Source organism: Streptococcus sp. 1621, assembly GCF_013276615.1.
Lineage (GTDB): Bacteria > Bacillota > Bacilli > Lactobacillales > Streptococcaceae > Streptococcus.
Genome location: NZ_VMLJ01000011.1, coordinates 1 through 12,449 on the forward strand (window position 1 = coordinate 1; position 12,449 = coordinate 12,449).

At 37.1% G+C, this 12,449-nt stretch carries 16 protein-coding genes; 5 read left to right on the forward strand and 11 right to left on the reverse strand.

The window, feature by feature from the left end:
- Window positions 1-67: 67 nt before the first annotated feature.
- The 5 genes from HT697_RS02165 to HT697_RS02185 are packed head-to-tail and all read right to left on the reverse strand — an operon-like array spanning window position 68 to window position 2,862.
- On the reverse strand, window positions 68-358 hold the full coding sequence (locus HT697_RS02165; RefSeq protein ID WP_000940698.1) for a hypothetical protein: 291 nt from the start codon (window positions 356-358) through the stop codon (window positions 68-70).
- 10 nt (window positions 359-368) lie between these two features.
- A complete protein-coding gene (locus HT697_RS02170; RefSeq protein ID WP_001235271.1) occupies window positions 369-1,019 on the reverse strand; it encodes an ABC transporter ATP-binding protein in 651 nt (216 codons plus the stop codon).
- A 3-nt stretch (window positions 1,020-1,022) separates the two neighbouring features.
- Window positions 1,023-1,664, reverse strand: a complete 642-nt coding sequence (locus HT697_RS02175; protein WP_000475785.1) for a hypothetical protein — start codon at window positions 1,662-1,664, stop codon at window positions 1,023-1,025.
- Window positions 1,657-2,448, reverse strand: coding sequence for a hypothetical protein (locus HT697_RS02180; RefSeq protein ID WP_000701267.1), 792 nt, complete (start codon window positions 2,446-2,448; stop codon window positions 1,657-1,659). The genes HT697_RS02175 and HT697_RS02180 overlap by 8 nt, the downstream gene beginning before the upstream one ends.
- Before the next feature lie 21 nt (window positions 2,449-2,469).
- Window positions 2,470-2,862 carry a hypothetical protein gene (locus tag HT697_RS02185; RefSeq protein WP_000850412.1) on the reverse strand — a complete coding sequence of 131 codons (393 nt, stop codon included), beginning with the start codon at window positions 2,860-2,862 and terminating at the stop codon, window positions 2,470-2,472.
- A gap of 336 nt (window positions 2,863-3,198) precedes the next feature.
- Here HT697_RS02185 and rgg1518 point away from each other — a divergent pair, with 336 nt between their 5' ends.
- Complete coding sequence (gene rgg1518 / locus HT697_RS02190; RefSeq protein ID WP_050973728.1) at window positions 3,199-4,050, forward strand: Rgg/GadR/MutR family transcriptional regulator Rgg1518; 852 nt, start codon at window positions 3,199-3,201, stop codon at window positions 4,048-4,050.
- Between the two features lie 221 nt (window positions 4,051-4,271).
- Here rgg1518 and HT697_RS02195 read toward each other — a convergent pair whose 3' ends face one another.
- The 6 genes from HT697_RS02195 to nrdR all read right to left on the reverse strand — a co-directional run bounded on the left by HT697_RS02195 (window position 4,272) and on the right by nrdR (window position 9,278).
- Window positions 4,272-4,622, reverse strand: coding sequence for a hypothetical protein (locus tag HT697_RS02195; protein WP_054367326.1), 351 nt, complete (start codon window positions 4,620-4,622; stop codon window positions 4,272-4,274).
- Between the two features lie 81 nt (window positions 4,623-4,703).
- Entirely contained in the window at window positions 4,704-6,014 is a 1,311-nt protein-coding gene (gene der, locus HT697_RS02200) for a ribosome biogenesis GTPase Der (protein ID WP_001207696.1), read from the reverse strand.
- Between the two features lie 13 nt (window positions 6,015-6,027).
- Window positions 6,028-6,741, reverse strand: a complete 714-nt coding sequence (locus tag HT697_RS02205; RefSeq protein WP_173262002.1) for an NADPH-dependent oxidoreductase — start codon at window positions 6,739-6,741, stop codon at window positions 6,028-6,030.
- Window positions 6,738-7,634, reverse strand: a complete 897-nt coding sequence (gene dnaI / locus HT697_RS02210) for a primosomal protein DnaI (RefSeq protein ID WP_173262005.1) — start codon at window positions 7,632-7,634, stop codon at window positions 6,738-6,740. The genes HT697_RS02205 and dnaI overlap by 4 nt, the downstream gene beginning before the upstream one ends.
- Window positions 7,635-8,804: a replication initiation and membrane attachment family protein gene (locus HT697_RS02215; protein WP_173262008.1), complete on the reverse strand. Its 1,170-nt coding sequence runs from the start codon at window positions 8,802-8,804 to the stop codon at window positions 7,635-7,637.
- Window positions 8,805-9,278 carry a transcriptional regulator NrdR gene (gene nrdR / locus HT697_RS02220; protein WP_001203672.1) on the reverse strand — a complete coding sequence of 158 codons (474 nt, stop codon included), beginning with the start codon at window positions 9,276-9,278 and terminating at the stop codon, window positions 8,805-8,807. It abuts the gene before it with no gap.
- A 139-nt stretch (window positions 9,279-9,417) separates the two neighbouring features.
- On the opposite strand from nrdR, the gene HT697_RS02225 reads away from it, so the two are divergent.
- The 4 genes from HT697_RS02225 (at window position 9,418) to HT697_RS02240 (ending at window position 12,382) form a co-directional block, all read left to right on the forward strand.
- Entirely contained in the window at window positions 9,418-9,783 is a 366-nt protein-coding gene (locus HT697_RS02225; RefSeq protein ID WP_020901665.1) for a GntR family transcriptional regulator, read from the forward strand.
- Window positions 9,784-9,787: 4 nt separating this feature from the next.
- Window positions 9,788-10,483: an ABC transporter ATP-binding protein gene (locus tag HT697_RS02230; RefSeq protein ID WP_000054197.1), complete on the forward strand. Its 696-nt coding sequence runs from the start codon at window positions 9,788-9,790 to the stop codon at window positions 10,481-10,483.
- Window positions 10,484-10,498: 15 nt separating this feature from the next.
- A complete protein-coding gene (locus HT697_RS02235; protein ID WP_173262011.1) occupies window positions 10,499-11,266 on the forward strand; it encodes a hypothetical protein in 768 nt (255 codons plus the stop codon).
- Window positions 11,267-11,518: 252 nt separating this feature from the next.
- On the forward strand, window positions 11,519-12,382 hold the full coding sequence (locus HT697_RS02240) for an Rgg/GadR/MutR family transcriptional regulator (RefSeq protein WP_173219720.1): 864 nt from the start codon (window positions 11,519-11,521) through the stop codon (window positions 12,380-12,382).
- Window positions 12,383-12,449: the final 67 nt, after the last annotated feature.

Genomic DNA, 12,449 nt, shown 5'->3' on the forward strand with positions numbered 1-12,449 from the left:
TTAGTTTGGGAATTTACCGGAAAAAGAGGCTAGTTTCCAAGCTAACCTCTCTGACTTTTATGATGATTTAATTGCCAACAAAAATCGGCAAAATCGCAAATAGGATAAATAGATTTATCCAAAGAGAAAAACAGCAGATGAGTCCAAAAACAAAGAGACTGACTTTCTTGGACAGCAAGGCCATCAAAATAGACAGAATACCAAAAACTAGCAAGACTTTCTGTATGCTGAAGAGGTCAATCTTCCCCCCCAGAATCGGACTGCCCCAAGGAAGAAAGAAGAAAGCAATCCAGATCAACAGAACTAAACCAATATAAACCTTGGAATAGCGTGTAATAAATGATTTTAGATGTGCCATAAGCTACCTCCTAGGATTGTATATCCTTTATATATTGTATATGTCCGTTTTCGACAACTAATACATCTGTACAAAGATCTGAAATATCTTCCGATATGTGTGACGTCAGGATAACCAGACTATTTTCTTTTTTCAGGTAAGATAAAATGACCTGTTTGGTTAACCTCACACTCTTCTCATCTAAAGCATTCATAGGTTCATCGAGAAAGAGTATAGATGGTTCGGCAATAAAGGCTTGAATCAAGGCCATTTTTTGTTTCGTTCCTAAGGATAAATGACGGTACTCAACGTCTTCAAATTCCTGTAAATCATAATATTGGATCCAATCGGCAATTCTTTTTTCCGTAACTTTAGATGAAAAACACCTTAACAATTCCAAATTTTCTCTAAGGGATAAATGAGATAAAAACTCGACTTTTTCAATTAAAACCCCTGCATCCTGAATATAATGATTTTTTATCCCATAGACTTCCCCATCTTGAAGAACTTTTCCTTTATCAAGCTTAATATAACCAGCAAGTATCTTTAAAAGAACTGTCTTACCAGATCCATTATCACCTTTAAGACCATAAATATTTCCTGATTGAAAGACCAGATTCAACTCATTTAAAATAGGTCTTTTCCCATAAATTTTCTGTCCATTTATAATTTCAAGTCTCATCGTTTATCCTTTCTTAAATTTCTCTTCCAAGCGACTAACAATCAACATAACTAATAAACTTAAGAGTACTAAATACACTGTTACAATATGATCCATCATCCATTCTTGTCCCACAAATGCTAAAAAATAGAGAAAAAAGGAAAAACCAGCGCCCGCACTAATAAGTGCTATCAGATAAGACAGTAGTAAGTACAAGATCATTAACTGAGCAAGTAAAAAGAAAAGTGCGACTGTTTTGAAATGAATTCCTAGAGGAAGTAAACCAAGGAACCAGACAAATAAATCTTGAATAAAAAATTTAGAGATGACAACCAATCGTTTCCTTGTATAATCGAAAAAGGAGGTTGATTGATAGCGGATCAAGTGATGGTAATGGTCTGCCAAATCAGTTTCAAGTAAAATGACAGAGAGCCATCCTACCATGAAAAGCGAAAGATTTAACAAGAGTTTGGGGATTTCTAAATTCGCTTCAGAATAGTCATTATAGGAAAAGATTGAAATCAATTCCCTCTTGAAAAAGAGAAAAACATCCTGCTTTTGAACCGCTATTGACAATAGATAGTTAATCAAAATCATCATCAGAACTATACGAAGTAGTAAAACGATCTTTCTCTTTAGCCAAATATTGTTAAAGTTCTTAAACATTATCTTCATATTTTTTAAGTACCATATAGGGGACAATATAAAGGATATAAGGAGTAAAGAGTCTCATCAAACTTACATCCCCATAGCTAGCTTGCATCAAACTCGTCATAGGAACCATATAGTATGGCAAGATACTATAGAGCATCATAGAACCAAGCCAAAGAAACATCAAATAGGCAATTGCCGAACGAGTCACATTCCCTAAATAATCAACTATTTTAAAAAAATAGACTGCATTGATGAAAATACCGATTAGTAGGACACAAGTAAAGAACAAATAGCTTGTTATCTCTCCATCTAGGAGCCTTTGTAAACTACTCCCATCAGAAAATAGAGAATTCCATTCAAGAGGAGAAAAAGTCCCAAAGAAATAAGTTAAAATTGCAATTATCAGCACAGTCACTAAATATATCACACAAGGGATACTTGCAAGTTGAAAAGTCAACTTTCTTTTTAACCCTTGATAACTCACTTCTCTTCCAATACTCAATCGTAAAACTTTATTTTTCAGCTCAATATATTGAAAACCTAGCAAAACAATGATGATTGGAATAATAAATGATTGATAAAAACCTAGATTGAACTGGAGAATACGAAAATCTAATGCTGATTTTAATAAGTCATTTTTAATTGCTTGTCCATCGAATTTAGCTAGATCGGGCGCATGAATATCAAAAAAGAAATAAGTCATCAAAACATCACGATAAACCAAAGCAAGAAAAAGCAAAGTAAGCAAGACATAAACAAATTTATGCCTTGCCAAAGTTAAGAGAGGAATCTTCATAAATTATACCTACTTTACGAATTAATTTGGTGACCAACTACCTGAAATGGCAGCTGATAAATCCCACCAATTTTGTCTTGCCATATCTGCTGCATAAACATAGCCAACCGTTGCCCAATTACCATGAGTTGAACGAGTACCACAGGTTGTTAACGATTCTCCACTACGAGCTTCTCCATTAGAATTTACTATACGATGCTTAACAGTCATGGGATGTAAATTTCTACAAGGATTTAAGTTCATGATATATTCCGCACCTTCATTTTCTTTGGTCAAATAACCTGTTCTCTTATAACTGGTAGTAATAACAAAATTACTAAAAGCACCTATCTGATTTGCTTCTACGAAAGTAGTTCCAACAGCACTTATCATTAAAACAGGAATAACCATTTTCAATAATTTTTTAGTTTTCATTTTTTCTGTTTCCTTTCATTTTTTATTCAAGAAGATTCCTTATAACTTCTATTTTAAATATAGACTTATTCTAAACGATGGTATATCATACAAATTCCTCCTTTACTTAATTATGTATGGACTCTAATTTCTTTATCCCCAAAACCACGTTTCAAACCAGATAAGTTGAATCCAACTCCAAATCAAAGATATAATAAATCCAGAGTTTTTCGGTAAATTCTTCAAATATTTTTTAAAGCCCATGACTTTTTCCCTCCTTTTTGATATAATAATACCACCTTTTTCTACGTTTTTTATAAATGTAGAAAATATTCACATTTACCTAGGAGGAACAATATGAGATGGGATTATGGACAAATTTTTAAAGAAATTCGAAAGTCAAAAGGATTGACCCAACAAGATGTATGTGGACAAGTCATACATCGAACAACTCTAACAAATATTGAACACGGTAAAGTTATTCCCAGTTTTGAAAACATGGTATTTCTTCTTGAACAAATTGATATGAGCTTAGCAGAATTCAAGTATATATGCAACGAATACCATCCTAGTGAAAGGCGAGATATTATTGTAGAGAGCCAAAATCCGTCTACTTTTCAAGATACTAGAAAAATGGTTGAACTCACTGAGAAGTGTCAAAAATATCTTAAGACACATCACGATGTTCCTATTCAAAATATCTATCGTCATACAAAAATTGTCACAGAGTTACGAACTAAAGGATTCAAAAACAACCACGTCTTGAAAGATTTGTATGAAGAAATTTGGGACTATCTTGAACCTATGGATACATGGTACATTAGTGATTTGAAATTACTTGGAACCATTCTCTTTTTCTTTCCTTCTGAAAATCTTCCCCTTCTTATTGATAGAATTATGAAAACCATCGAGAAATATAAATACTTCCGAGAAACAAAAGTATTTTTATCATCTTTTTTAGCCAATCTCTCCACTGTATATTTTCAACATCATTTATTCAAAGAATGTGAAACAATCACCCTACAACTTTTGGTATTAGCAGAAGAATTAAAAATATACGATATTCTTGGATTTTCTCAAGTACGCTTGGGAATACTACAACATAACTCCGATTTGATTGATAAAGGAATAACCTTATTACGACTAACCAAAGAAGAGTCATTAGTTAAAATACTCGAAAAAGAAATTAATGATTTTTCAAACCTATAATTTATAATAATTCTTATCGTTTTATTGTAGTAGATTGGAATAGAATGTGAACGAATCAATCAGGGGATCTAAAGCATTTTATACCAATGTTTTATAAGTTGTATTGTATTATTCCATATTCAATCCACTATACAAGACGAACACTTCTCTCAGGTTTCACGATTAAAATAAAAACGACTGTATCTATAGCTCCATAAACAAATCATAGATACAGTCATTTTTTAGTTCCTACACCTTCCTTTATTCACGCCTTTAGACTTCCCTAGTTCTCGTCTCAAGCGAAGCATTTTTTTGAAACAGAAATAAGTTAACCTATTCAGACCAATAGCTAGCAGAATAAAAAGAAACCAAATGCCCCATAACTTGATATCTGTCAAATTTCTCAAGACGATATTGAAAAACAGAACTGAAACAACTGCCCAAGCAAGGCTAAAAAGAGCATAGAGGGGAATGTAAAACCAGTAAAAATAGTAAAAAATTGGGAAAAATTTACTTTCTCTATTATCCTTTTCAATCCAGCTGAAAAAGTAAAACCAGGGAAATAAGATTATAAATTTAAACAAATGTTTCATCGACACCTCCTTTTTGATAGCGTTTTCTATTATTTTATTATATCAAAAAAATCTGGAAATGTCATTCCAGATTCTACTTTTTTATTTACGCTTTCTTGCGATGAGATGGATTGGAGTTCCCTCAAAGACAAAGGCCTTGCGGATTTGATTTTCCAAGAAACGCAGGTAAGAAAAGTGCATAAGCTCTTCTTCGTTGACAAAGATAACAAAGGTTGGTGGTTTGGTTGCCACTTGGGTCGCGTAGAAAATCTTAAGACGTTTTCCTTTGTCTGTCGGTGTTGGGTTGATGGCAATGGCATCCATGATGACATCGTTCAAGACAGCTGATGGAATACGTGTGTTTTGACTTTCACTGATTTGCTTGATCATCTCAGGAAGTTTGTGGAGGCGTTGCTTGGTCAAAGCGGATACAAAGATAATCGGGGCGTAAGGCAAGTATTGGAACTGCTCACGGATATCTTCTTCCCAGTTTTTCATGGTGTGGTTGTCTTTTTCAAGTGTATCCCACTTGTTGACCACGATAATCATCCCTTTACCAGCTTCATGGGCAAAACCTGCGATACGCTTATCGTATTCACGGATGCCTTCTTCCGCATTGATGACCATCAAGACCACATCAGAGCGGTCAATAGCTCGCATGGCACGCATGACAGAGTATTTCTCAGTATTTTCATAAACCTTACCAGACTTACGCATACCAGCCGTATCAATCATAGTAAATTCTTGGCCATCTGTATCTGTAAAGTGGGTATCAATGGCATCACGTGTTGTTCCAGCAACAGGACTAGCAATAACACGGTCTTCTCCCAAGATAGCATTGATCAAGCTTGATTTTCCGACGTTAGGACGACCAATCAAACTAAACTTAATGACATCTGGGTTTTCTTCTTCATATTCATTTGGAAGATTTTCTACAATAGCATCTAGCACATCCCCTGTACCGATACCATGGACAGATGAGATAGGCAATGGTTCACCCAAACCGAGGGCATAGAAATCATAGATATCATTTCGCATCTCAGGGTTGTCCACCTTGTTAACCGCGAGGATAACTGGTTTGTGGGTCTTATAAAGCTTACGGGCTACGTATTCGTCCGCATCGGTAATTCCTTCCTTACCAGACACCACAAAGACGATAACATCAGCTTCTTCCATGGCAATTTCTGCCTGGTGCTTGATTTGTTCCATAAAAGGAGCATCGACATCATCGATTCCTCCTGTATCAATCATGCTAAAGGAACGATTGAGCCACTCACCCGTTGCATAAATACGGTCACGTGTCACTCCTTCGACATCTTCTACAATGGAGATTCGCTCACCAGCGATCCGATTAAATAGGGTTGATTTCCCAACATTGGGACGTCCTACAATGGCAATAGTTGGTAGGGCCATAATTTCTCACTTTCTACAATAACTTCTTCTGTTCAAGATTTTTTCTAGTTGAGCTTGGTTCAGCTTGACCAAACTGTTCTGCTAGGCGCTGACTCCAGCTTGTGGTCGCACGCGCCCCAGCATAGTCCGCCTGTACACGGTCATAAGCCTCAATCACATCAACTGTTTGTTCCTGATATTCTTCCTCAAATACCACTTGAGTCAATGGCAAGCGAGGTTTGACTTCATGTTCTTCATTTGGCACACCTAGTGCCATCCCAAAGACAGGATAGGTGTAGTCAGGCAGGTTAAAGAGCTCTGCCACTTCTTCTGACTTGTATCGAACCAAACCGATAATCACACCACCATAGCCCAAGCTTTCAGCTGCCAGCAGGGCATTTTGTCCAGCAAGAGCTGCATCGACCGAACTAATCAAGAGACTTTCTACACCTTGTGGTTGGAATGAGTCAGTATGAAGCTGGGCTCCCTTTTCTGCTCGGTTCAAATCTCCGACAAAGAGAAGGAAAACAGCTGACTGGCGAATGGCTTCTTGAGGCACCAATTCATACAAGGCATCTTTCTTCTCTTGACTTCGTACCACAACAACAGAGTAGGATTGAAAATTCTTCCAAGACGAGGCCATCTGGGCTGCAGTCAGGATTTCAGTCAAGTCTTCCTGAGGAAGGGCTTGCTCCTTAAATCTTCGAACAGACTTATGAGCTTTCATCAGTTTAATCGTTTCTGTCATCGGCGGTTTACTCCTTCTAAACGAGTCTCCTCAGCCAAATAACGGATACGTTCCATGACCCGTCTGGCTTCCCAGGTTTCGTCATTTCCATGTTTCCCTTTAGCAAAATGCTGCTCCAATTCTTCAAAGTTGAAGTTGGAGGTGAAAAAGGTCGGTAAATTTTCCTGCATCCGATATTGAAGAATGACTTGCAGGATTTCATCACGCACCCAAGCTGTTGATTGCTCGGCACCAATATCATCTAAAATTAGGACTTCAGAAAGCTTAATCTCATCCACCAAGGTCTTGACATTACCATCACCGATAGCATTTTTGACATCTATGACAAAGCTAGGATAGTGGAGGAGAGTGGATGAAACACCACGTTTTTCTGATAAATCATGGGCTAAGGCAGCCACCATGAAACTTTTACCCACACCAAAGTCTCCATACAAGTAAAGACCTTTTCGAATAGCTGGATATTGCTCCACGAAGGCTAATAGCTTTTCAAAAACTGGCAAGCGCCCCAAATCATCCAAGTCTACTTGAGCCAAGCTAGCTTGCTTGAGACTGGCTGGCAGATTGATTAACTTGAGACGATTCTTAATAGCCGCTTCTTTTTCAGCCGCGATTAGTTCAGGAGTTTCTTCATAAGAAACATCCGCATAGCCATGATTCATAATCAAAATCGGCTTGTAGCCTTTGGCAATATAATCCGTATCACCACGGAGAAACTTGTCACGCTCGGTGATGTACTGATTAAACTTGGAGATACTGCGATTCAATTCCTCTGGAGTCAAGGATTCTTGCTGGATAAAAGCCGCAACATCAGGATCCTTCATGATTTTCTGGACCAAGTCTTGATAATGAAAACGGCTAGGTTGACGCTTGAGTACGTCTCCGACACTTTCCATCTAATCTCCTCCTTTTTCTAATCGAGCTAATAGTTCTTGTTTCTTACGTTCTAGTTCCAGACGAGTTTCCTCGCTGGTTTCATTCTTATAATCTGGATTGCTCCACTTGGGTACGTTGGACTTGGTATGACTCGGTTTACTGCCTTTTTGAGCCTGATTCTTCTGCCCACGTTCACGGATGCGCAAGACTGCCTCTTCTGCTGAATGGATCTTTTGATAGGCATAGTCATTGGCTACCTTCATGGCATATTTCTCATTGATATTTGCCGAATCCACCTTATTAAAGGTCAATAAAAGAATGATATTGATGACTTCGTCCAGCAAGCCCAAGCCAGCAATCTGTTGCAAGAGTTCTCTTTCTGTTTGGGTAATGGTTCCCTTGCGTGTTTGCTTGATTTCTGCCAAGAACTGCAGGGCAGTTTTACTTTTGGCTTCTTTGATAATGGTTGTTTCCTTAAGACTAAAGTCAGAGGAAATTGGTTTTTGAGCAATTTTTTCACGCATGCGTTTGGTTGAAATAACCTGGGAAACAGCTGTTGACTTAGCCAGTTGATAGGTTTCAAACCAAGTCCATTTTTTCTCCTCAGCAATGGCAAAGAGGTTTAAGACATCGGACTGCTCATCTGCAAAACGAAGCCCATCTCGAGCCATAAGCTGGCGAAAATGGTCCAAGTCAAAATCGTTGGCCACTTTCTTCTTGAGACCAAGGTCTTCTTGACTTCCCTGTTCTGCCAAGTCTGGAAAGACTTGATTGAGTGAGACAGGTATTTCTTCTCCCTCAGCACTCTCAACTTTCAAATCCTCCACAGCCGAGTCGCCAATCTTTTTCTCTAAAAGTCTACGATAAACAGGATGCTCCAAGAAATCTTGACTTGAAAGAGGAGCATGGATAACTATCTGATAGGTATCACCCTTTTGATAGAGGGTCAAGAGATTAAAAGCAGATAGGATTTTCAAAGATTTTAAAAGTCTGTCCATCCCAAAATTGAGATGATTGAGAATGCTTGAAAAAAGGTATTCCTTTCTGCCATTATCCCAAAAACTAATCGTATAAAGATAAAGGCTCAGTGCCTCCTGACCGATAATCGGGAGGTAGCACTGTACCAGAGATGAGATATCTTGCGACACCCGATTATTCTTTAGATAAGAAAAACGGTCAATTGGCTTCATTTATCTTTCCTTTTTCTTTTTAGAGGACTGAGTGATTTGTTGGAGCAAACTCTCTAGCTCACTGACATCCTTAAAACTACGATAGACACTGGCAAAACGCACATAGGTAATCTCATCTAACTCAGCCAACTCCTCCATGACGAGTGAACCAATGTCCTCACTTTGAATTTCATTTTCATTTCGACCACGGAGTTTCTGTTCGATACGATTGACTACCATGTTGATTTCATCACTTGACACAGGACGTTTCTGGGCTGAGCGGATAATCCCATTAAAGATTTTATCTCTGGAGAATTGTTCCCGTGTGCCATCTTTTTTAACAACCACTAAGGTTCTTTCTTCTACCCGTTCGTAGGTTGTAAAACGGTGCTGGCATTCGTCACACTCACGTCTTCTACGAATGGTGTTCCCTTCTTCTGCTTGGCGACTATCGATAACACTTGACTTGGTAGCCCCACATTTTGGACAACGCATCCTTTCCCTCCTTATCGTTTTCTTTTCATTATACCATTTTTTAAGCGATTCCCAAAACAATTCTTCTTTTTGCTTGACAAGTTTTTTGTTTTATTGTATTATTTAATTAAGACAAAAGGATAGGAGAAAGGAGACCAAGATGTCCTGGACATTTGACAACAAAAAACCCATCTATTTACAGATTATGGAGAAAATCAAGCTTCAGATTGTTTCCCATACACTGGAACCCAATCAACAACTTCCAACCGTGAGAGAGCTCGCTAGCGAGGCGGGTGTCAATCCAAACACCATCCAAAGAGCCTTGTCAGACCTTGAACGAGAAGGCTTTGTCTACAGCAAGCGAACAACTGGACGATTTGTGACTGAGGATAAGGAGCTAATCACCCAATCGCGCAAACAATTATCAGAAGAAGAATTGGAACACTTCGTTTCCTCCATGACCCATTTTGGCTATGAAAAAGAAGAACTACCAGGCGTAGTCGGCGATTATATTAAAGGAGTTTAAGCCTATGTCATTACTAGCATTTGAAAATGTATCCAAATCATATGGAGCAACCCCAGCCCTTGAAAATGTTTCCCTTGACATTCCAGCTGGAAAAATTGTTGGTCTCCTTGGACCAAACGGCTCAGGGAAAACAACCCTGATTAAACTAATCAATGGCCTCTTACAACCAGATCAAGGACGCGTCCTCATCAACGACATGGACCCAAGTCCAGCAACCAAGGCTATCGTAGCTTATTTGCCGGATACGACCTATCTCAATGAACAAATGAAGGTCAAAGAAGCCCTAACCTACTTCAAGACCTTCTATAAAGATTTCAATCTTGAACGCGCCCATCATCTACTTGCAGACCTCGGTATTGATGAAAACAGTCGTCTCAAGAAATTATCAAAAGGAAACAAGGAAAAGGTACAACTGATTTTGGTTATGAGCCGTGATGCTCGTCTCTACGTTTTGGACGAACCCATTGGTGGAGTGGATCCAGCAGCCCGTGAGTATATCCTCAATACTATTATCAACAACTACTCCCCAACTTCTACCGTTTTGATTTCTACCCACTTGATTTCGGATATCGAGCCAATCTTAGATGAAATTGTCTTCCTAAAAGACGGAAAAGTCGTCCGTCAAGGTAATGTAGATGATATTCGCTATGAGTCTGGTGAATCCATTGACCAACTCTTCCGTCAGGAATTTAAGGCCTAAGCAAAGGAGATTATTATGTTTTGGAATTTAGTTCGATACGAATTTAAAAATGTTAACAAGTGGTATTTAGCCCTCTACGCTGCTGTTCTAGTCCTTTCCGTTCCCCTGGGAATGCAAGGCCACTACTATAATTATATATCTTTCAAAGATAGCCAACCTTTCCTATTTATCTTTCTGGCTCTCGTCTTTGGTGGCTTGATAATTACACTGGGGATTTCAACTCTTTTCTTGATTATCAAACGCTTCAAAGGTAGTGTCTATGACCGCCAAGGCTATCTGACTTTGACCTTGCCAGTTTCTGAACACCATATCATCACAGCCAAACTAATCGGTGCTTTTATCTGGTCGTTGATTAGCACTGCTGTCTTACTCCTATGTATCTATATTATCTTATTGTCAACAAATTCTAATGAAGTTCAACTTTCTACTCTTCTGTCATTTGTTGGAGAACATTTTACCGGCTTTGGTCTTACTGTCTTATCCTTCCTGCTTAGTACAATTTCATTTATCCTCTGCATTTACTTGGCCATTTCCATCGGACAACTTTTCAACGAATACCGTACAGCACTCGCTGTTGCAGCCTACATTGGTATCCGAATCGTCATTGGAATTATAGAAGTCTTTTTCAATACCAGTGCTAACTTCTATGTCAATTCACTTGCAGGATTTAATGATAATTTCTATATGGGAGCAAGCGTAGGCATTGTTGAAGAACTCATATTCATAGCTATCTTTTACCTCGGAACCTACTATATTTTGAGAAACAAGGTTAATTTGCAATAATTTTAAAATCAAATAAGAAAAACACAGAAAGTCAAATTAATAAAAAATTGATTTTCTGTGTTTTTTAGATTATTGCTAACTAATTTTGGTTTTAGCCAACACCAATAACAATTATTGACTCTAGAATACATAGAATCATGGTTATAATCATCTTTTTATTCATATAAACAACCTCACTTTCTTTTTTATATATGATATAATATTTTGAAAACATACTAAAAAATTTCCATATAAGCAATTGAGGTGACAGAAATGAAAAATTACGGAAAAATTTTTAAACAATTTAGAGAATCACGTGGATTAACATTAAAAGATGTTGCAAAACATGGTCTATCTACATCACATATTTCTAGATTTGAAAGAGAAAATTCTGATCTGACGATTGGTAAATTTATGCAAGCATTAGATGCTATTAATATGCCTGTTGAAGAATTTATGTATGCTGCAAATGACTTTCATCGGGATGAAATAAATGAATTATTAGAGCAAATTCGACTTCTAAGCTCTAAAAGAGATATTTCAGGAATGGAAAAACTACTTATTTCTCAACTTGAAAAGACTACAAAAAGAGAGAAATTCTATACTCTGAATACCATTCTAGTAAAAATTCGCTTACAAGATTTGTCAGAAAAAATCTATTACCATGAATCTGATATTAAATATCTATCTGACTATCTTTTTTCTGTGGAATACTGGGGATGCTATGAATTACTTTTGTTTATGAATACTATAGATGTATTATCTCACCCTACTATGATGTGCTTATCAAGAGAAATGTGTCAACGTTCCGAATTCTACAGAGATTTACCACATTATCGTAGATTGCTTGCCACCATGTTACTAAATGGATATATCACGTGTATAGAAAGAGAGGAATTTTTAGATTCTTTATATTTTAAAAAGCAACTAAAACATTGTTATTTTACAGAAACTGAGATATATGAAAAATTAGTTTTTCACTATGCCGAAAACTTATATACTTTAAAAAAAGACAAAAATAAACGTTCTGTTTTAGAAATGAGAAAGTGCATAGCAACAATGAAGTTAGTCCACAGCGATAGCTTAGCAAAAAAATTTGAAAAACATTTAGCAAAGGTAATAGAAGAACTGAAATAATTTTCTTATATGGGAAAATTTTTAATTATTATTTCAAAAAGAGTATCATTAAATCATCAAATTAAGG